Source organism: Thalassoglobus polymorphus, assembly GCF_007744255.1.
GTDB lineage: Bacteria > Planctomycetota > Planctomycetia > Planctomycetales > Planctomycetaceae > Thalassoglobus > Thalassoglobus polymorphus.
Genome location: NZ_CP036267.1, coordinates 3612714 through 3634516 on the forward strand (window position 1 = coordinate 3612714; position 21803 = coordinate 3634516).

The following is a 21803-nucleotide window of genomic DNA, read 5'->3' on the forward strand; positions in this document are numbered from 1 at the left end:
AGAAAAGAGAGGGGAGAACAGTATATGGAGTTTTCCTTTGAAGTGGATCCGGATAGCGATATTGCCATCGGAACAGAGCTGGTTGCGGAAGAAGTATTAACCTTTGAAGATGGTGTCGAATTCGACCTCACAGGTTATGACCCACTGACACCAACTGGAGCCAAACCTGGCTCAGATGATAAAGTCAAAATGCTGGCAGCTCGATACTCAGCTGGTGTTCCACTCTGGCACGATAGTGATTGCTACGATCACGGTCCTGTGAATACCGGAATTCTTGGTCTTGGTGACAGCGACGATCTTGATGATCTAGACGAACTGGAAATCGAAGTAGAGTAATTTCCTCTCGGAATCAATTTTTCCAGAAAAGCCGGTCCCCCTTTATCTTTTGGGTGTCCGGCTTTTATCTATTTCACCTGACTGCATAAAGCCATGGGATTTCTCAAGACGCGGTAGAATCACGACTCGCAACGTCTTTGACATCAACGCCCGCTGTTGCATCAGGCTGCTCTTCAACTTTGGTTTGGAAATTACATGATTGGCATCATTGACTACGGAATGGGAAATCTTCGAAGTGTTCAAAAAGCTCTCGAGCGGCTGGATGTTCAATCAGAAATTCTCAGTTCTCCAAACGAACTCAAAGATGTTGATGGTGTGATCCTTCCAGGTGTCGGTGCATTCCGCGATGCCATTGGAGAGCTTCAGCGACACGACTTCGTCAATGCGATCCGAGAAACAGTTGCATCCGAAAAACCTTTATTAGGGATCTGCCTCGGACAGCAACTTCTCTTCGAGACCAGTTATGAAGATGGGACCTACGAAGGCCTAGGGATTCTTGAAGGAGATGTGGTCCGTTTTCAGCCGGAACCAACAATTAAAATTCCGCACATGGGTTGGAACTCGCTTAAGATTCAGCAGCAAACGCCACTCTTTTCGGGGCTTGCCAGCGGAGACTACGTTTATTTCGTGCATGGATATTTTGTCCAACCGAAAGACTCAAGTGTCATTGCCGCAACGACGACGCATGGAAGCCAGGAGTTCGTCTCTGCGATTGCTTCCGGCAATGTCTATGCAACTCAGTTTCATCCGGAGAAAAGTCAGCGAATCGGATTGCAACTCTTAAAAAACTTTGCCAACCTTGTCGCCAGTCGTAATTTTGCAGGGACTACAGAATCGTAAGATTCGATTCGTTACGGAGCACCACGATGTTTTTTCAGCGAGTCATGATCGCAATTTCAGCGGTCGCATTCTTTCTTCAATCTTCAGTTTTTGCACATCCTGGACATGGAGCGGATGAAAGTGGTGAATCTTTGACTCACTACCTCGTCGAACCTTTCCACAACTGGGCAATTATTCTGATGATCGCCTTGATTGCCGGCACTGCGATTTCTTTGCGACTTAGACATTCAAAGAGCCAAAGAGTTTCGGTCATGCGATCAAAAAAAGATTCTCCCCGATCTTAGAGCATATTCGTGAACTTATTGCACCTTTCGAGTGAGTGCTCGCAGTCTGCCTCGTGACGAACAGCGATTTCGCTGGCGAAATGCGTTCTTCACGGGCACACGGTAGTGTAAACTGCTCTAGAGTGAACAGCAGCGACGTTTGCCCTGATTGAGCAAGCTTCAATGAACTTCAATGATTGACTCTCTTTAAGATCACTGACTTGAGTTCAATGCCGTTTGTCCCAGTGAGTGACTTCAGACGAACAACGAGATCTGCCTCTCCCTTTTGCAGCCTGAACACTCCGACATTGAGGTTTGCCCAGCTCTCTTTATCCTGATAGTTATTCGAATAAAGATAATCCGGCTTCGAGAGCAGCGGTGGGTCATGAGCGACCGGAACATTGACAAGCTGACTCTCCTTGCCGATCGAAACTTCGAGCTGACACCCCACGTTTTCACGGGCGCAGGCATAGCGAATCGAAACCTGATAGTCTCCCGCCTCAAGAATATCAACGGGCCATGTTGGGTAGGCCTCTTCGCTCGCCCACTCCGTAATCCATGAATTGGCGAATCCGCTGGTGGTGTCTCCGGTGTACTTGATGAGATCGCCGTATCCGGGAACCAAATCGGCCTCGTTGGCTGGGATTTCAAATAGCTCTCGTGACATGTGGCCGACTGGAATTTGACGTTCTTTGAGAGATTCCGTATCCATCGACGCGAACCAGTCTTCGAATGACTGAGACATCTCCTGCAATCGTTCTGGGAACTCCGCAGCGACATTCTTTGTCTGCCCCGGATCTTGCTGCATCTCGTACAACCTCCACTTTCCATTCATCAACACAGCTCGCCACTGATCATTACGTACCGCACCGCGCAAACGCTTCACATCGCGATCAACACGATAGCCATCGGTAAAAAGAGTTCTCTGCGGCCAGGTTTCGACTTCCGGGAGTTTTTTCAGAAGCGGTACCAAAGAGACTCCATCAAGTTTCTTTTGGTGATCTTGCTTCAACTCAACGTGACACAACTCCGCGAGAGTTGGCAGGACATCAAGGTGAAACGCAATTGGCTTGACCACTGTTCCCGGCTCGATGACTCCGGGATAGCGAATGAAAAATGGAACCCGTGTTCCACCCTCATCGACAGACCCTTTGTACCCTTTCATCCCCGCATTGAATCGTGGAGAGTTGGCACCGTTGTCGGTCAGAAAGATGACGATCGTTTCTTTCTCAGCTCCACTTTGCTTGAGGTATTTGAGAATTCTGCCCAGATTCTCATCGATGTTTTCCACCATTGCGTAAGCACATTGCGCCTTCGTATCGAGCCCCTTTCCGTTGTACTTTTCCCAATACTTTTGCGGAACTCGCCAAGGTGAATGGGGAGTATTGTAGGCAACGTAGCAAAACCACGGTCGATCTTTGCTGGCCTGCATGAACTCAATGGCTTTGTCAGTAAAGATGTCCGCGATATAGCCTTCCTCGTGAACCGGTATCCCGTTTTCTTCAAGTGGAGGATTGAAGTATGTGTTCCAGTGCCCACCACAGAAGCCGAAGAATGTTTCAAACCCCTGACCATTGGGGTGCATCGGCATGTGTCGTCCGTTGTGCCATTTTCCAAAACAAGCTGTTGCATACCCCGCTTCTTTCAGCACCTCAGCGATTGTGATTTCTTCACTACGAATGTTTTCGTATCCACGAGTCACTCCACTGACACCGGTTCGCAAATGGTATCTTCCAGTCAGAAGGCTTGCTCGCGTCGGAGCGCAAACGGGGCTCACGAAGAATCGATCGAACCTGGCTCCAGAGTTTCCAAGCGCATCTTGAACTGGTGTGCTGATGAACGGATTCCCGTGCGAGCTGAGATCACCAAATCCCTGGTCGTCGGTCATGATCAACACAACGTTCGGCCTTTGAACTTCATCTGCGGAGAGAACGACTGAGCAAATTAACTGCGGAATCGTTGCAAACACGCAACAGAGCGCGATGTTGTGAAAGGATGAAATCACGTTGGCTCTTTCAAGTTGAGAAATGAAAGGGAGTCCCTTGATCACGGATACGACACCGATTCCATTCGCTGGTCGCGAGCGCGGGACTATTCGACGCCCCGTTCAAAGGCAGTCTCATTCTGCTCGTAAAGCTTACTCCCGTCAATTCACGTGTTCAATTGAAGTGTTCCGACAATCAGTCTCTTAGCAGCTTGCCTCAGGAGTTCGAGTTCAAGAATCTTCTGGCTCCGCGGAGATACGATTTTCGGTATTGGTCAACACCCAGAAGATTGCGCCAATAAAATAGATGGCTGCGAAGAGCAGGAGGATCAGATTCCAGTTTTCGGTCCGTTGAAAGAGAATTCCAACCAAAACCGGGCATGCCGCAGCGGCGAGGTTCCCAGTCATGTTCATCACTCCGAAGACCTGAGGAACGCGAGGGCCACCAATATCGATGGTCGCTGCCAATGCACATGGTCCTGCAATCGCAGCTGAGAGTGAACCGAGTGCGAGCAAAATAACGGCGAGCGTGACACTCTGAACGAACCAGGCAGCCAAAATGAGAAGTGAACAAGAGCCTAAAGCGACTGCGCCGACTCCGCTCCGACTGAGTCGTAAACTTCCTGTCCGTTTCCAAATCCAGTCAGTCACCATTCCTCCAAAGATGCTTCCGACCAATGTCCCCGCCAAGACCAGACCTTGCAAGTAGCCCGATTCTGAGACAGAAACACCACGTGTCTCTTGAAGAAACGTGGGGAACCAACTGGCAAAAAACATGTATCCAGATGCTCGGCAAATCTGTTGCCCGCATAGCAACCATAAGACTGGATTCGCAGCGATGTTGTACAACTCGGTCAGCTCACTCGTACTCTGCTCTTCATTCGAAACCTGTTGCACACGGCCTGCTTGAATCAAGGCGAGTTCGCTGGCGTTGACAGTACTCAGCTGACTGGGGCGGTCACGAAACCACCAGTAGAAGCCGAGCGTCCAGAGGACTCCCGGAAAAGCAAATCCGACAAACACCCATCGCCAGCCGGACCCTTCAGTCAGTTCGCCAGCGAACCCACTGGCTGCGATCGCGCCGACCTGCATCCCGGCTGCCAAAATCCCACATGCAAGTGAACGTTCTGAGAGCGGCATCCAGTATCCGACTGAATTGCACGATGCAGGAAAGATTCCTGCTTGAGCAATACCCATCAATAATTGAGCGACGATAAGCAACCAAAACCCAGACGCGATCCCGACTCCGAATGTTGCGAGTGACCAACACAAAGCGAAAATACTCAGGGCCAGTCGAGTTCCGACTCTTTCCGAAAACCAGCCGGTGGGAACCTGAAAGAGGGCGTAAGTCCAGAAGAACGCCCCCATGAACCAGCCGGACTGTTCATGCGTGAGACCAAGCTCCGTACGTATCGTACTCTCAGTGACGCCCACCGCGTTTCGACACAGGTACGCTAACGCGGCTGCTACAGTCAGCCAGGCAAGCGTACGATAGCGGATTGCGGTTGGACGATCTGTCATACGAATTCTCTGACTGCTTTAATGAGTGATGCGGTCTCAAGCTGTTTGCTACTCGGAAGCCCGAATTTCAGGAGCTCGTGGTTGCTGGATACGTATTACTTACAAGCAGCGCTGTTACCGAGCAAATGCTGTAACCGAGCAAATAAACGGTCGACCTCTTCAACGGTTTCTGAGTCAATTTCCCAGCTGACAGGTTGACGCTGAAGCGTGTTCAGAAAAATCCCACGTTTCTTCAACAGGTGTTTTTCAATCGCCAGGAAACCATCCAGACCAGCCTGAAGTTGCAAAACAACAATCCCACAAATGGAGAATGAGAGTTCATAGATTCGGTCATCGTCGCCCGTTTTCAAAGCACTCCAAAGTGCAACGATGGCATCAAGCAAGTCCGTCCCCGGCATCGTTCCTACGATTCCACGACGATAACAGTCGACAAGATTGAGACCGCCGGAACCTTCGAAGACACGAATAGGCTCTTTGATTGAATCTCGCAGCAAAGACAAATTCGGCCCGAGGGGGCTCGCCTCAGGTTTGAAGAAAATCCGCTCCGCCCCGAACTCCTCCAGTAGTTTTCGATAAACGCCCAGGTCGATCGCGCTGCCGACATACCCTGACGCATCCTGAACAACTAAAGGGATCGAAACATTTTTGGCAATGGACGCAAAATATTCATATGTCGCATTGCTTCCAAGCGACGTAGCGACTGGCGGTATCGCCATCAAAGCACTCGCCCCGGCTTGCTCTGCGTGGCGTGCATATTGAATTGCTTCAAGTGTTGTTTCAGCTCCAACACTGATGACGGAGTAGCCGCGTCCTTTTGCCGACTGGCAGACGAAAGTCGCCAGTTCCTTTCGTTCCTCTGCGGTTAAGCGAAGAATTTCACTTACCATCGCGACGACAAGACCGTCTGCACCGGTCTCGAAAGCCCAGTCAATTTCTCGCTGTAACGTTTCGAAATCAATTGTGTGGTCTTCGTGAAAAGGAGTGTGCAAAACAGGCAGCACACCGTGAAGTGGTTCGTCAGTCATTGAGGGCATCGCGAATCGCCTGTGTCATCTTCTCTAAGGTGAGTTCGAGGCTTCCCCGGTCAAAAGGGGTTTGCCAAACGGGATAAACATCGGTGTCGTACAATTCCGCAGGAGGAAGGTAACCCACCGATCCATTGATCAAGTTCATGCAAAGAATCGTCACTTCGGGAAATCGTTGACGAAGCTCCTGCTGGAGCACCGAATACGGCTCGCAGCAGCAACCGACGAGAACAGCGTCACCGATTCGCCATGTCGAAATCGGAAGCTGAAAAGTTGAGCCGTTACCGATACCGCGTCGGATGTCTCGTTTTCGTCGCAACCGCTCTTCGAGCGCTCGATCAGGACAGGCCAGCCGCTCCTTTTCAAGTTCCTCAGCGGTCGGCCAATCTTTGATCGGTAACTCGACCGTCAATTGATCTGCAGACAGGATGCTTGAGATTTCGACCGGTTGATTCTTCCAGACGGCAAGTGGGGCTCCCGATTCGACTGCCCCGGTAAAAGCGAGCTGCTGCCCAGATGGTTCCATATCTTCAAGGACAGCCAACGAAGCGTAAGCGAGCTGGCGTCCATGGTGATCAGCAACTTCGACATCACCCACGTATTGATTTCGAGGTGCCAAATCTCCGCAGGCCCCCAGCATAAACAAAGCTGGCGCACCGGTCACTTGCTGCATCGTCTCCCGCATCGCTCCCAGATAGTCGGGGGAAATGGCTTCGTTTTCCCAGGCCAGTGTGGTTGGGTGACAGGCATAATTCGTGATGGTGCCTCTCAGCTGACCGGACCGATCAGTGATGCGGCCAACGATGAGTGTCTCGTCGGGAGTCCCACTCGGATTGAACCCACACAAGACCCGATCGTTCTCAACACTCGGATCTGGCAGGTCTCGGTAAGTCGCCAGATTACATCGACCGGAATGCCAGTCGAGCGTTGATTCAACCTGTGAATTCAAAGAGTCCTGAACGGCCTTGACTGTCTTTTCGAACAGGTCCTCCATCCACGCATTCAGCAAGTCGCTGCCGGAGAGTGAATCGTCCGCATCCATGAGCGGTGGGCCGGCATGAGTATGGCTTAACGCGAAGATCAGCTGCGAGCTTTTCAACGACAACGCCTCAAGGAGTCGCGACGAAAAACTCTCATACGTCTGTGGAGTTTTCCACCAGCCGAGATCGGCATCGATGAAAACGAGTGGTGCTTCGCTGGCTGACGCCTTGATCGTCAGCACCGTCAACGTGAGTGGTCGATGAATCGAAGTAGCGACATCATGTTTTGCTGCCCCCCAATTTCGCGAGTAAACTCCCACTGGTGGAGTAATATCCGCCCGAGCGATCCCGATCAGTCCTTGAAAAGAAGGATGAGAAAATGGGGCTGGCGCAGGAGTTGAAGCAGCTGTTGGCTGCGATGCCTGTGATGGATTCACGAATCGGCCTTTCTAGAGCATATTTCGAATGGGTGTTCGCGTTCTGCCTCGTGGCATCAGCGTATGGGCTTGTGAAAACGTACTTCGCGGACAAGAGAAGCATTGAAAATGCTCTAGCAAAGCGGCATCCTCCAAACTGCGTTTACCAATCGCCCACTGAGCCATCTTGATAGAAGACACGCTGAGGGACTTCCTGCTCGAAAGGATGCTTGCGAACTTCATCCTCATTAATCGTGATCCCAAGTCCCGGTTGCGTGTTTCGAGTGACCGTTCGGGTTGATTTGTCAATCGTATATCCTTCCTCAACGATATCATCTCGCCACGGAACATCGTTATGAACCGATTCGCAGATGATATAGTTTGGCTGAGAGAACCCGAATTCCAATGAGGCGGCTGTGCTGACCGGTCCCTGTGGATTGTGTGGAGCAAGTGCAATTCGATGTGCATCAGCCAGAGCAGCAATTCGCCGAGCCTCTGTGAATCCGCCACAATGTGTAAGATCAAGCTGACAGATTTCACATCCACGAGCTGCAAAGAGATCTCGGAAGGCGGCCAGGTGCGTGAGACGTTCGCCCGTTGCGATGGGCGTTGTGACCGCGGCGTTAATGGCAGCGAGCGATTCGATATTCTCAGGCCAGCAAGGCTCTTCAAAAAAGTAGAGTCCATATTGATCGAGAGCTTTCGCAAATTGCATCCCCATTGCTGGGGATGGTCGCGCGTGACAGTCGACCATAATATCGACCTCCTCACCGACGGCCTCACGCATTGCAGCAACGCACGCATCCGCAGCTTTAACCGGCTTTAAACCTTCCACGGCCATCGTCGGTGGGACTGCCATCGACTTAAATGCGGAAAACCCTTCTCCAACGGCCTGTTGCGCGAGATCCGCGAATTGCTTCGCATTGTCGACTGGTGTTTCGTAAAAGTTTTCGAGGTTCCCGCCACCAAGATGACAGTACAAACGAATCGTATCTCGTACCGGACCGCCCCAAAGCTTATGGCACGGAACTCCATGAATTTTCCCGACAATATCCCACAAAGCGAGATCGATCCCTGCAATCGCAGTTGATCGCGTCACTCCACTGCCGTGCCAGAAATGCTGCCGCCACATCATTTGCCAAAGATGCTCGACACACGTTGGGTCCTCTCCGATTAAGAGCGAAGAGAGATCTTCAATCGTTCCAACAACTCCGCGAGTGTGCCATTCAAGTGTCGCTTCTCCCCAACCGAACAGACCGGGCTGGTCAGTCACAACTTTGACGAAGACCCAATTCCTCATCCTTGCGTGACAGACCAAAGTTTCGATTGCGGTAATTTTCATCTGCGATTCCGTTAGCGTTCTTTGAAGTCGGTGCGTGATTTCCGTTGTTATTCCCTACAAATATTTTGCGGGAATGCTTTACCTCGTGTTGAGAAACTGCCGGAAGTCCTACGAAAAAGAGATCCCATGAGACTCCGAGAGGCAGTACTCAGTTTTCAGATCAGATCCAAAAACTTGATTTTGGCGACAATGTACTTGATATTGTCGCCGATGACAACTACGATCAAAGTATGTCTATGGCAATGTACATCAAAGATGATCTCGCAGCCCATCTCCAATCTGGCTGTCAGCTTCCTGTTCAACTAACTCTGGGTTCACTGGCCGAGCACTATCAAGTCAGCTTTACTCCGGTCCGTGCGGCAGTGGCAGAACTGATCGACGAAGGTCTGCTTAAGAAAGGCCCCAATAAGCGATTAGTGGCAACGCCTCAGCAATCTTCCGAAGACTCTGGAGATTCAGAGCCACTCTTGCCCGAACCGCCGCGTGATCCCTATCAGAAAATCGCGAGCGATCTCGTGCGGCTCAGCCTTCGAGGCCAACCGATTTATTTACGCGAGGAAGCGACCGCTGAGAAGTACGACATCAGTCGTTCTGCGATCCGCAACATCCTGCATCGACTCGCTGGCGAAGGAATTCTCAACCACATTCCCCGACGCGGCTGGCGGTTACAGCCATTTCGGCAAGATGATTTACAGGCATATATCGAGATCCGCGAAGTCCTTGAACTCAAGGCCCTCGAACTGGCGAGACCGAAATTTGAGACAAAAGAACTTCAGCGAATTCTACAGGCAAACACTCCCGGAAATTCCACAACTCAGCCTCTGACTGTTGATGAATCGCTTCACGATTATTTCATCTCGCTTTCCGGGAACACTTACATCCAGGACTTCTTCGATCGACAGGGACGATACTACCGCTTGCTGTTTGAATGGGAGGATCACGACAATGACGTCGCACTTGAAACAATGCGTCAACACCGAGAGATCATCACCGCCCTGCTGGACAAAAAGTGGGCGAGAGCATGCAAAGCATTGTCACATCACATACTCAACAACCACCCAATCCTGAGCCAGATCGAACGGACAGCGTCGGCAGCACGGCCAGTCAGTGCTGCAAAGAACCTGGCCGTCAAACAGAGGCCACCAGGCCGAAAGCCAAGAGACCAAAAGTCAAAAGCTTAAGATGCAAAGGGTGAACTGGTTTCAGCTCTCACTCATTGAAGTGATAAAAAGTGACAACACGAGAAATTTCCCAACTGTGCGATCGTTCAGACCGCTTAAAAATGTGTGCAAAATGCAATATCGTGAATCGTTAACTGCACGGATACCAAACATGCATGGGACTCGTCTCCATGACAGAAACTCTTTCTGTTGGTTTAAGCGATCTTCTCTGATGGGCTTCGCCCTGTTCGTCATACTTTGCGGGGGGAGCAATGTTGCCCTCTCTGTGGAGAAGACGGTTTCGTATGAGAAGGACGTCAAGTCTCTGTTTCGTCAACGCTGTTTTGCCTGTCATGGAGCATTAAAACAAGAAGCCGGGCTTCGTCTTGATACCGTTGAGCTGATGATCAAAGGGGGCGACTCCGGGGCAGTCATTCAACCGGGGCATCCATCAAAAAGCTTGTTGCTGGAACGGGTCTCTGCAACCGAAGAGTTTGAAGTGATGCCGCCGCACGGAGAGGGCGAACGACTCTCCAAGGAACAGATTGCAGCGATCCGCAAATGGATCACTGATGGGGCCCCTGCTCCGACGAATGAAGAACCAGAGACCGACCCCAATCTGCATTGGGCATTTCAACCGATCCTTCGTCCGGAAGTCCCTCAACTCAATTCACAATGGGTCCGAAATCCAATCGATGCGTTCGTTGCACGACGACATCAAGAAAAGAATTTGACGCCCACTCCGGAACCGTCTCGATTGATGCTCCAGCGCCGCCTCTACATCGACTTGGTCGGAATGCCCCCCAGTCCTGAAGAGATCGCTGACCTCAAAGCGAATGATTCACCCGACTGGTACGAACAAACTGTCGATAAGCTTCTCAACGATCCACGCTACGGAGAACGCTGGGGCCGACATTGGATGGACATCTGGCGATACAGCGACTGGTGGGGACTAGGAAAACAGATGCGATACAGCCAGAAGCATATCTGGCACTGGCGAGACTGGATCATTGAATCACTCAACGACGACCTCGCGTATGATGAAATGGTCCGCTTGATGCTGGCTGCGGATGAACTTGCTCCGAATGATTTGCAGAAGTTGCGAGCTTCGGGATATATGGCGCGGAACTGGATGCTCTTCAATCGCGACGCCTGGATGGATGAAATTGTTGAACATGTGAGTAAAGGTTTCCTCGGGCTGACGATGAACTGCGCGAAATGCCACGACCACAAATTTGATCCGATTTCTCATCGAGAATACTACAGCATGAGGGCATTCTTTGAGCCGTACCATGTTCGTATGGATCGTGTGCCGGGTGAGCCGGACCTCGTCAAAAACGGAATTCCTCGGGCGTTCGATTCACTGCTTGATAAGCCGACCTATTTATACTTGCGAGGAAATGAAGCAACTCCAGACAAGTCAGAGGTCATCAAGCCCGGCGTCCCAGCCATTGTGAGCGAGGGCGATCTTGTCATTCAACAAGTTGAACTCCCGCCTGAAGCATGGCAGCCAGTAAGGCGTCCCTGGATCATCAAGAATCAACTCGCCAAATCGGCAGCAACTTTGATTCCTGCCCAGAAAGCTCTTAATGAAGCAATCGCCCGCTTGGAAGCTGAAACGAAACTGAATGAATCCGCTGCTTCCGTACAACCGGGACCGATCATCGAAGAAGACTTCACAACGTTTGATCAAAGCAAATGGAGAAGCTTGACCGGGAAATGGACCCACAATGACGGAAAGTTGCACACAGAAGCAGAGACCCGCGGAGCAATCCGTTTCCTTGAGCACGCCCCACGCGACTTTGACGCGACAATTAAATTTCGTCTTCACCCTGGTGGAAAATATCAAAGCATCGGCCTGGGCTTCGATGTCACCGAGACGACATCACAACTGGTCTACGCATCGGGCGGAGGCAATAAAGTTCAGGCGGCATACGACTCGGGAAGCGGAAATCAGTATCCCCGCGGAGATGCCCTCCACATTCAAACGATCGACACAGAGCAGGATTATGTCCTTCGAGTGCAGGCCAAAGGAGATCTGATCACCGCTTTCTTCAATGGAAGCAAAGTGATTCACTGGCGCAGTCCACAGCCTCGCAAATCGGGGGCGATGGAACTCGTCAGTTATGCCGTGTCTGCAGAAATTGATGAAGTGAGCGTTATCGCTCTCTCCAGTGAAAGCTCGCTTGAGATCGCACGTGATCAAGTCAAACTGGCAGAAATGGATCTCGAAATCGCGAAAGCAAAGCATCGAACTTTGGAGCGACGCGCTGCTGCCACTCAAGCAACCTGGGATGGTGACGCTCGAGAGGAAATCGAAGCAGCGTTGCGTGCTGAAATGCAGGTGAGCTTGCTTCAAACTCAACGAACACTTCTTGAGAAACAGCAACAAATCAAAGAAGTAAACGAAAAAGAAAAAGCGGCAATCGAGAAACAGATCGAGAAAGCCAATCAGGAACTTGCAAAGACTGAAAAACAGATCGCCTCGCCGATTGAGTCACTGGATAAATTTGAGCCGCTCCGGGGTGCGGAATGGACACCGACGCGATTTGCCAGTTCTGCAAAAGACGATCTTCCTGAAACATTCAAGCCAACAAGTACAGGCCGAAGAACCGCTCTCGCAAAATGGATTACCGACCCCAAAAATCCGCTTACCGCGAGAGTCGCTGCGAATCACATCTGGGCTCGGCATCTCGGCAGTCCAATTGTCGCGAGCGTCTTTGATTTCGGACGAAATGGAAGTTCGCCAACACACCCCGAACTGCTTGACTGGTTGGCATCTGAGCTGATAGACAACGGCTGGAGCATGAAACATCTTCACCGCGTGATTGTTAATTCCTCGACCTACAGAATGGGCTCCTCGCTCGAAAGTGCGGACGACAATCTCTCACTGGACGAAGACAACCGCCACTTATGGCGACGAACGCCGATTCGGATGGAATCTCAGGTCGTCCGTGATTCAATCTTGTCTCTCAGCGGTGAGTTGGACCTGACGATGGGCGGCCCGACAATTCCTATCGCTGCGCAAGTTGACTCAAAACGAAGAAGCCTCTACTTCTTTCATTCGAATAATGAACGCAACCTCTTTCTGACGATGTTTGACGAAGCTGCCGTTCGAGAATGCTATCAACGTGAACAAAGTGTCGTTCCGCAACAAGCGTTAGCGCTATCAAACAGCAAACTCGTTTTGGAGGCGGCTCCGAAAATTGTCAAACAGATCGATAACGAGAACAAACTCAGCGATCTCGAATTTGTTCGCAAAGCCTTCGCATCGATACTTGGTATCGATGCGACTGAAGCCGAACTCACAGCGAGTCTGCGAGCATTATCCGATTGGAGCAAACAGCCCGAAGCCACTCCAGAATCTGCCCGGACACACTTCATTTGGGCACTTCTCAACCACAATGATTTTGTCACATTAAGATAGCAGCGAGGGAGTTGAACATGAGTTCATCGAATCAAACAAGACGTTCGTTCCTCACGCACTCAGGAACAAGTTTCGCAAGCCTCGCCCTGGCAGCGATGCTGCAGAAAGATGGCTACTCCTCACCGGAATCGGCATGGTCGCCACCGAATGGAAAACCCCACTTCGCTCCGAAGGCGAAGAGCGTGATCTGGCTGTTCATGAACGGTGGCGTCAGCCACATGGAAAGTTTTGATCCGAAACCGCTACTGACAAAATACGGTGGAAAAACCATCGCAGAAACTCCGTTTGCTGATGCTCAAGACCCGAAGAAGCTGGCGATTGAACGGCTCGTCGTGCCCGACGGAAATGGAAATCAACGGAATGAACTCTTTCCGCTCCAAGTCGGTTTCAAGAAGCATGGTGAAAGCGGAATTGAAGTCAGCGACTGGTTCCCTCACACGGCAGCAAACGTTGACAAGTTGGCTATTGTCCGCTCAATGTGGACGACAGACAGTAACCACGGAGCGCAGGTTCAGTTCCACTCCGGACGCCACGCAAACGATGGGATTTACCCCACACTGGGAGCGTGGGTCGACTACGGATTGGGAAGTTTGAATGAGAATTTGCCTCAGTTCATTTCTGTCGGAACGCGTCCCTATTGGAACAACCGCGACGGAAGCTACCTCGGCCCAAAGCACGACGCAGTCCCACTTCGAATCGATCCGAAGAATCCCCTGGATTTCAGTAAACCACAGAGCCCATTTTCACCGGCAGCCAAACAACGAGGCTTTGATCTGGTTCACGAACTCAACACACTCCGCGGTGAAAACTATCCCAACGACCCTGCTCTTGCAGCTCGGATTGCCTCTTACGAACTGGCTTTCCGAATGCAATCGGCTGTTCCGAACGTGGTGAATTTTTCTGAAGAAACAGCGGAGACTCAGGCGTTGTATGGTCTTGACAATCCCGCATGTAAATCATTTGGTCAACAACTTTTGGCTGCGCGAAGATTTGTGGAACGAGGAGTCCGATTCATTCAAATCCAACATGGCGGCGGAGGGGCCGGAGCCTGGGATGCACATGGGAAGCTGAAATCTAACCACGAGAAGAACTCGCTCGCAGTTGATCAACCAATTGGGGGATTATTGACCGACCTGGATCGTCGTGGGATGCTCAACGACACAATGGTTGTCTTTGCAACAGAGTTTGGCCGCACCCCCGGATCTCAAGGAGCGGATGGGCGTGACCATCATATCTTTGGCTTCTCTGTCTGGATGGCAGGCGGCGGAATCAAAGGCGGAGTCGTTCATGGTGCGACCGATGAAATTGGATTCCATGCGGTTGAAAACCGACATTACGTGACCGATATCCACGCCACAATCCTCAAGCAACTCGGCCTCGATTCCCACAAACTCGAAGTCCCTGGCCGAAAACGTCTCGAAATCGATCACGGCAAAGCCATTGACGAAATCATCGCTTAAGCCGCCCTGCAACACGAACAATCAAACCTCACCTCCCCCCAAAGCAGCTGAAGCTCAGTGAGCAGAAGCCGCCTCCGATTCTGGCTTCGAGAGGAGTTCACTACGTTTCGGCGGGGAGTGTTTTTGGATTCAGCACAAAAAGTACAGGCTTCTTCGTTTCAACTCGAATTGTGCAGCTATGATCGTCGCGGCCAACAGATGTGACATCAATTGACGGTTTGCCACTTCGGGTTGGTTCATTCTGTAATCTTCCCGATTACGAGGTCATTCGCATCGCCCCCATCACCTGTTTCTTCGTAAGTGACTAAGGCAAACAATGAACTTCCCAACGGACTTTGGACGTGAAATCGCCTCAAGAAGTTCTCGAAGTTTGTCATACTCTTGAAGAGTTCGTTGACCGGCCAGCGCGGAACTGAAATTGAATAGTTCGTTTTCTTTCTTGCAACCAGTTTTCGAACAAACATCAGAGGCAATGACCAGCTGAAGAAGTAGTGCAATCTTTCGACGCGGAATCCGGTACTGGTGAGCAGAGTTCGCAAATTGGCTGCGGTATACCTTCGAAAATGATGATTGACCTCATCGTGTGCGCTCCACAACGACATCAGTGCCGGAACAGTGATGATGGCTGCTCCATTTGGTCGCAGAATTTTCTTGAGCGCAAGCAAAGCATCTTCGTCCTGTTCGATGTGTTCGAGGACGTCGAGCATCAGCACGAGATCAAACTTCTCTTCGGGGACATAACTTGCATCAAAGAAACGTTGTTCGATGCGGTCCTCCCACTTGGGGATGGCGTGAGCCAGATGCGGGTCCGGTTCGATTCCAGAGATGCTGCCAAAGCGACTGAAGTCATCAAATGCGACACCACCGCCACAGCCGATATCGAGCAGTCGCCACTCTTCATCAGAAGCTTTTCGCTTCTTCCGGAGTTTGCGGATTGCGCGCATCACCAGTTCATGGCGAGACTTCCACCACCAATGGTTTTTCCAAAGGTGAATGTATTCTTCACTATAATCGCCTTGCACGCTCTGCTTCCTCCGTGGTCACAAAACGTTCCACACCTTTGGGCGTCGGAACTTGAAACTCCTTCTCGCATCCAAACCCGGTCGCCTCAGCAACAATCCAGCCGGGGCGGCCTTTGACTTCATCAAAAATTCTGGCAATGTATTCGCCGACGATGCCCAACATCAGCATTTGCACACCCGACAGGAACAAAGCAATCGAAACCAAACTGGTCCAGCCCATCGAATGGGACGGATTCATTCCCCAAATCGTGACGTCAGTCATTCGCCAGATCACAAGAGCAACGACCATCAGAGCGGAGCAGAAGCAGAAGATCAACCCAAGAAGGCTGGCAATTCGGAGTGGAAGCGCGCTGAAACCGAGAATACCATCAAACGCGAGGCGGAACAGTTTTGAGAGAGTATATTTTGATTCGCCATCGTCTCGAGCGTCGCGGTTGTACTCGATTCCTGTTTGCCGAAACCCGCTCCAGGTACGGAGTCCACGAACAAATCGCGTCCGTTCCGGGAGTCCGTTCATCACGTTGACGACTTTTCGATCCATCACACAAAAATCTCCCGCATCGAGAGGAATCTCAATTGAGGCACACTTTTGCAGCAGGCGATAAAATGATTTGTAGGCAAACCGTTTGAGAAAATGTTCCCGACGAGAAGCGCGCACGGCATAAACGACTTCGTAGCCTTCTTCCCAACGGGCAAATAACTTTTTGAGCAACTCGGGAGGATCTTGCAAATCGCCATCGATCACACCGACAACATCCCCTTGTGCAAACGAAAGCCCCGCAGAGACGGCAGCTTGATGTCCGAAGTTTCGTGAGAACGAGATCTTCTTCCAACGTGGATCGCGCGAGTTAATATCGTCGAGGAGGTCTGACGTCAAATCTGTAGAACCGTCGTCGATGCAAAGAATTTCGAAATCATCACCCCAAGTCTCCGCAGCTTCAGTGACGCGCTGGTACAACCGTGGGATGGTTTCTTGTTCATTAAAGACGGGGATGACAAGTGAATATTTCATTGGACGTCCTTTTGTTCTTCTCCGAAAACCTGTGCTTGAGTAGTTTCCCGTTATTCAAAAGAGAAACCACGAGTTTCCGGTTCTGTTTCTGATGAAGAGTCAGTCCCTGTTTGATTCAAGGTGAGGTTCAACCGAGCCATTTTCTCATTGCGTTCTTTCCAGGCCTCATGCGGCATTTTGCCTCGCCACAAACTCAATGCTCGCCCTGCATGAGTGAGAAAGGTGTAATAGCGTTTGACCTTGGCATCGGAGAGTTCGTCTATCTCAGCATAGGTCCATTGAATCGCTTTGAGTAACGTTTCATCTGGAGGCAAAATTTCTTCCGGAGCGAACGCCCACCATTCCAATGCGTGTCCAGTTGCAAGGATTCGATCCGCCTCATCTCCGAGCGGGCTCCCCTTGTCCTCTGAAGGAGGACCATCCCATTCGTCGCCCGGCCACATTGAATCCCAGTACCCTTCTTTGCTTTGAGTTTTAACCAGTCGATTCGTGACATCCTGGAGATAGCTGACGATTTCCTGTCGCATTTCATCCGAAAGAATTTTTTCTTTCTCATCGGCATTCAGCATCGAAACCAATGCGAACAAGCGATGATACCCGAAGCAAACGCCGTCGGCTAAACGCTGACGCATTAATCGATCCGCCAACCGGTCCCAAGTAATAGTTTGCCCTTCGGTCGACTTCCATTTCTGGACGTGTGGTAAATAGTGCAGGAAGATCATCGTTGACCACTCGTATTCATCCTGATTCAGGCTGAATTCCGTCATTGCGTATTCGAGCGCCGCTCGAAGCTCGATTTCTCCCGTGGGAGTAATGACCGGAAAGTCGAGTGGTGTTCCGACTTCCGCAAGGCTGGCTAATGAATGGTCAGTATGGCTCGCAGAGGCGGCCCCATCTTTCGTGCGCATCGAAAGCAGCATCGCATCATTACGTAAATCGGGAACGAGGAATGGTCGCTCTTCCGGCCCCCAAGCCTTTTGAAAGACGCGGTGATCAAGAAGCAAATCTCTCATCTCGACGCCATCCAGACATTCATCATCCTCAAATGTTGATTGCACACCCCAGAATCGAAGAGCGTGATCGACAAAATTGATTCGCGGGTTCTTGCCGCGCAAGCGAGGTTTCAGCTTCTCAAGAGTCGCGAGTAACTGAGCATCTGAGATGAAATCGGGCCTGTCGTACCGTGGTTCCAAGAGGACTGGTTCGTTGACTGCTTCTGGCAATCCATGATCCGCAAAGCGTTCCTGATAACGCACGCTCCCATAGCCGAAGATTGCGGTCACAAAAGCAATCTGCAGAAGATAGAACGAAATGTTGGCAAATCTTTTCATTGTCATTTCGCTATTGGGAGTGTGGACTCAATTTGTTGTGCGAGGAACTTTTCTCAGTGAACAGCAACTTCCGAATCGGCCTGTGAGGCTGACCGTGAAACTGACTCTCTCTCAAAGACAACGGAAATTTCATCCTCGTAAACGGACTTCCAGCCAAGTTTCTCTTTCATCATCTTTTCCAGCCCAGGCTGTAAATCTTTGCTCACCACAATGGTGTTGATCCGGTAACGATTCAAAAGACGGTCGAAGCCGACACGCCCCCGACTCATCGTCAAATAGTGCTGCCAAACAGTTTCTGGAACAAGATGGATTGTGTTTGTCGAAACAAACACCTCAAGTTCCTCGTCCGATTGCCAGATCAGCCAGTCCCCCCACCATTGAGGTGCGTAAATCAATCCACCGGGAGGATGCTCTTGAAAATATTTGCTCAACTTGACTGGAGTTTGGTAGCTGTACAGTTTCTCTTCCGGTGGAGAATTCCCTCCCATCACATGTCGGCTGACAGGAGAAAATGCAAAAGCGAGATAACAGATGAGTCCTGTGACTAACGCGACATGAAACGAAGGGCGAGAAAGAAACGCCAACGAACTCGTGAGACGTTCAATAAAATTGACTTCTCCAAGCTGCCTGAGAGAATCTGCAAAATGTGGAGCCATCACAAAAAAGTAGATCGGTGAGTACCAGGCGATCATCCGAACGCGCATGCAAACTGCAAGACTCAGCAGCAGCAACAGAAAGACGTCTCGAACTGAAAATTTCACGCGGCTATGGCGAATAGCGAAGGCTGCAACGACCCAGGAAATCGCCATCGGAATTCCTTCCAGCGACATAAATTCCAACGGGAACCATTCCATCACCGATTTCAGATTCGGATGTGACGGAAACAAGACTGTCTGCAGAAGCAGATCGATTCCATATGGATTTAAACAGGCAGCTAACAGGCTGAGTTGAAGAATGATTAAATCTGCCCGGAACCGTTGATCTCTCCAGGTTCCCAGAATCGATTGAGTGCGCACTAATGCTTCCACCGCTGATCCGAGGACCGCAGAGCCAACAAGCGCGAAACCAACGATGTATGAACCGTGTAAATTTGTCCAAAGGGTGAACGTCAATGGAATCGTAAACCACGCCCACAACGGGGTCCCGGATTTGGACTCGTCAGTATTGGCACGCCGGCGGTCCATCAAGGCGACTTGAGCTAACAACAAAGCAAAACAGAGTCCGCCCAGCAATTCTGGTCGCATAATCGCCAAGCGAAATGCAATCATTCCCCAAGCGCCGACGGCACAAAAGAAACCGACACCCCAGTTTTTCGCTCTCCAGGAAAAGGCTGCCACCAAGGCGAGAAAGAACGCAAGACAGGAGACGGCATACAAATCACTCAGCCCCGCAACGCCTACATTTTGCACGACCCAGCCAAATGCGAGCTGAGAAAGCCAAGCGTTATCGATGACCTCAACACCACCTGCAAGTGAGACAAAAGGATCTTCAATCGGAAGCGCACCATGCTCCAGCATCCACTTACCGTATCCAACGTGTCCCCAAAGGTCGGTATGATATAGGGGAACGTAACTGCAATAGACAAAGAACAAGCCGACTGCGAGTGTTCCGAGCAGTGCCCACCCACTGACCACGACTTTCTCGCGAATTTGGTTTGCAAATTCTTCACGCTCACCAATCGCGTTACCATCGGTTTGCGCATTCGTTTTCGTTTGCGCTGAATCTGACCGGTTTTCTGGCACGCGAACCTCCGAATTCATACCTGATCCTGAAGTAGAACTCTGAAAGAGGAGAAAAGACGACTGACTTCCGAGTGTGTGGAATGTCATTCGCATGAATTGTTCCAATCACAGCAAAGTCATTGATTATCTATGCTTTCGCGGATTTTCGAACAATGATTCAAGATTCTAACGGACCACGTCCCCACCTCAAAGACCTGTTCTTGCCCGGTCTCGCGGCAGGGATTTTGTTGATTGCGTTAGGTCCGTTGTTTCTGCGTTTGCCCGTAACAAACGACGCAGTCCTCTACGATTTGGAAGCACGCTGGATGAAAGCGGGGGTTCTTCCCTATCGGGATATCGTGGAAGCGAACTTCCCCGGTGTCCTGGTGATCCATTCGTTGACCCGATCGAGTTTGGGAGAGAGCAATGAGGCGCTGCGCATCGTTGACCTGACAATCGTCTGCACGATGCTCTTACTCTTGCTCGCCTGTGTGGTCAAAGGAACCGGAAGTTATCGCTTCGGTGGCTGGTCGGCGGTTTTCGGATTACTTTTCTATCTCTCACTCTCGGAATGGTGTCATTGTCAGCGCGATATCTGGCTGCTTCTCCCTGCTGTTGGGGGATGTTTACTGAGAATCCTTCAGGTTCAGCGACAAGCAACCGCCACTTCGGCGAAGATCTTTGTTCACTCCTTGATCGAAGGCTGCGTTTGGGGGCTCGGCATCTGGTTGAAACCACATTTGCTCATTGTTTGCGTTGTTGTCTGGGTGATGAGCATTTTTATGATTCAGGGATGGAAGCGAAAAGCGATTGACGGGTCCGGGCTTCTTGCCGGAGGTGTGATCATGGGAGCCATTGGGCTCTGGAGCCTGATGCGACTGGGGGCTTTGGAGGCGTTTCTGGTCTCTTTGCGGGAATGGAATCCGGGGTACCTTGAAGCTCGAAGTCAGAACTGGACTCTTGCTCGCTACAAAGTGATGAATATCATCCTGGCCCCTTGGACACTTCTGCATCTGGTGGCAATTCCGCTCTCATCGCTGTCCGTCAGCCGTTATTTACTAGAGCAGTTTGCTCTACCGTTAGCCCGTGAAGAACGCATTTCTCTAGTAAAAATGCTGTTCGCCACGAGGCAGAACCTGCAAACCAATTCGAAAGATGCTCTACAGCCCGCTGCTCGAAACGACCAGGCATTTGTCCGGGCATTGCTCTCGGCTGTCTATCTTTTCTGGTTGTTACAAGCCCACTTTCTGCAACACCTGTTCGACTATGTCCACATCCCAGCGATTCTGCTCTCAATCGGAGTGCTCGGGGTGCACGCGGGACAGTATCGGCTACTGCGAACACCTGCCATTCTGCTTCCATTGATACTGCTCGGCCTCTGGAGGTCGCCATTCACTGACGCAAATCAGATGAGGCTCTGGGAGCCGGCAACTCAGGGAGATTTAACACCAGCAGAAACCGAATCACTGGCCCGGTTACCGAACCCGAAATGGGAGGACTTGGCAGAAATCGAATCATTCTTGAGAGATCAAAATGTCCACGAACGTGATGTACTCATGTTCAACAGCGATCTCGTGACGCTGTATTGGAACCTGAATCTGACCTCTCCAACACCGTATGTTTACCTCTTCGAACTGCAAAACTACTTCCCCGAACGAAAAGAGCTCATTGATGCAGCTATGATCAATGGACCGCAAAAATTTGTTATCACCGATTTGGTAAGCTGTGGAATGCCTTCTCGCTCAGCAGAAGAAATCGGCCCGGAAGGACCATTAGCGCCACCACCTGGATACACTCGTGCAAACCTAAAGGCGTATCCCTGGTCTGAGCCAGTGGTGTTCCGATCCGGTCGATATCTGGTTCACAAAGTCCGGACGGAACCAGTTTCTGAGTAAGAAGTTGCGCACAACACTGGTGCAACTTCAACTCAGTAGCTTCGTCACAAAACCTGAACTGACCTGAG

General features: G+C 50.9%; 16 protein-coding genes. 7 read left to right on the forward strand and 9 right to left on the reverse strand.

What is annotated here, in order from left to right; genetic code table 11:
- Positions 1-24 precede the first annotated feature (24 nt).
- The 3 genes from Mal48_RS12945 to Mal48_RS12955 all read left to right on the forward strand — a co-directional run bounded on the left by Mal48_RS12945 (position 25) and on the right by Mal48_RS12955 (position 1460).
- Positions 25-336, forward strand: coding sequence for a hypothetical protein (locus Mal48_RS12945; RefSeq protein WP_197441680.1), 312 nt, complete (start codon positions 25-27; stop codon positions 334-336).
- 195 nt (positions 337-531) lie between these two features.
- Positions 532-1176 (forward strand): imidazole glycerol phosphate synthase subunit HisH, encoded by a 645-nt coding sequence (gene hisH / locus Mal48_RS12950; RefSeq protein ID WP_145199983.1) that lies wholly within the window; start codon positions 532-534, stop codon positions 1174-1176.
- Positions 1177-1202: 26 nt separating this feature from the next.
- Positions 1203-1460, forward strand: a complete 258-nt coding sequence (locus Mal48_RS12955; protein WP_145199986.1) for a hypothetical protein — start codon at positions 1203-1205, stop codon at positions 1458-1460.
- A 169-nt stretch (positions 1461-1629) separates the two neighbouring features.
- Here Mal48_RS12955 and Mal48_RS12960 read toward each other — a convergent pair whose 3' ends face one another.
- From Mal48_RS12960 to dgoD, 5 genes are all read right to left on the reverse strand, one after another.
- Entirely contained in the window at positions 1630-3444 is a 1815-nt protein-coding gene (locus tag Mal48_RS12960) for a sulfatase-like hydrolase/transferase (protein ID WP_145199989.1), read from the reverse strand.
- Between the two features lie 210 nt (positions 3445-3654).
- The gene (locus tag Mal48_RS12965) at positions 3655-4944 is read right to left on the reverse strand and encodes an MFS transporter (RefSeq protein WP_145199992.1); all 1290 of its coding nucleotides are present in this window, start codon (positions 4942-4944) and stop codon (positions 3655-3657) included.
- A 95-nt stretch (positions 4945-5039) separates the two neighbouring features.
- Positions 5040-5978, reverse strand: a complete 939-nt coding sequence (locus tag Mal48_RS12970; RefSeq protein WP_145199995.1) for a dihydrodipicolinate synthase family protein — start codon at positions 5976-5978, stop codon at positions 5040-5042.
- Complete coding sequence (locus Mal48_RS12975; protein ID WP_231739552.1) at positions 5962-7386, reverse strand: alkaline ceramidase; 1425 nt, start codon at positions 7384-7386, stop codon at positions 5962-5964. The genes Mal48_RS12970 and Mal48_RS12975 overlap by 17 nt, the downstream gene beginning before the upstream one ends.
- Before the next feature lie 142 nt (positions 7387-7528).
- Positions 7529-8707 carry a galactonate dehydratase gene (gene dgoD, locus Mal48_RS12980; protein WP_145199998.1) on the reverse strand — a complete coding sequence of 393 codons (1179 nt, stop codon included), beginning with the start codon at positions 8705-8707 and terminating at the stop codon, positions 7529-7531.
- 230 nt (positions 8708-8937) lie between these two features.
- On the opposite strand from dgoD, the gene Mal48_RS12985 reads away from it, so the two are divergent.
- The 3 genes from Mal48_RS12985 (at position 8938) to Mal48_RS12995 (ending at position 14754) form a co-directional block, all read left to right on the forward strand.
- On the forward strand, positions 8938-9888 hold the full coding sequence (locus Mal48_RS12985) for a GntR family transcriptional regulator (protein WP_145200001.1): 951 nt from the start codon (positions 8938-8940) through the stop codon (positions 9886-9888).
- A gap of 211 nt (positions 9889-10099) precedes the next feature.
- Positions 10100-13294 carry a DUF1553 domain-containing protein gene (locus Mal48_RS12990; protein ID WP_197441681.1) on the forward strand — a complete coding sequence of 1065 codons (3195 nt, stop codon included), beginning with the start codon at positions 10100-10102 and terminating at the stop codon, positions 13292-13294.
- A 17-nt stretch (positions 13295-13311) separates the two neighbouring features.
- The gene (locus tag Mal48_RS12995) at positions 13312-14754 is read left to right on the forward strand and encodes a DUF1501 domain-containing protein (RefSeq protein WP_145200006.1); all 1443 of its coding nucleotides are present in this window, start codon (positions 13312-13314) and stop codon (positions 14752-14754) included.
- A gap of 236 nt (positions 14755-14990) precedes the next feature.
- On the opposite strand, the gene Mal48_RS13000 is transcribed toward Mal48_RS12995, so the two are convergent.
- From Mal48_RS13000 to Mal48_RS13015, 4 genes are read right to left on the reverse strand one after another with little or no spacing between them, the layout of a single operon-like run.
- A complete protein-coding gene (locus Mal48_RS13000; RefSeq protein WP_145200009.1) occupies positions 14991-15776 on the reverse strand; it encodes a class I SAM-dependent methyltransferase in 786 nt (261 codons plus the stop codon).
- Complete coding sequence (locus Mal48_RS13005) at positions 15760-16788, reverse strand: glycosyltransferase family 2 protein (RefSeq protein WP_145200012.1); 1029 nt, start codon at positions 16786-16788, stop codon at positions 15760-15762. The genes Mal48_RS13000 and Mal48_RS13005 overlap by 17 nt, the downstream gene beginning before the upstream one ends.
- A 50-nt stretch (positions 16789-16838) precedes the next feature.
- Complete coding sequence (locus tag Mal48_RS13010; protein ID WP_145200015.1) at positions 16839-18119, reverse strand: hypothetical protein; 1281 nt, start codon at positions 18117-18119, stop codon at positions 16839-16841.
- A gap of 53 nt (positions 18120-18172) precedes the next feature.
- A complete protein-coding gene (locus Mal48_RS13015; protein WP_145200018.1) occupies positions 18173-19879 on the reverse strand; it encodes a hypothetical protein in 1707 nt (568 codons plus the stop codon).
- 134 nt (positions 19880-20013) lie between these two features.
- Between Mal48_RS13015 and Mal48_RS13020 the strand changes: the two genes are divergently transcribed.
- Positions 20014-21735: a hypothetical protein gene (locus Mal48_RS13020; protein WP_145200020.1), complete on the forward strand. Its 1722-nt coding sequence runs from the start codon at positions 20014-20016 to the stop codon at positions 21733-21735.
- The last annotated feature ends 68 nt before the right edge of the window (positions 21736-21803 follow it).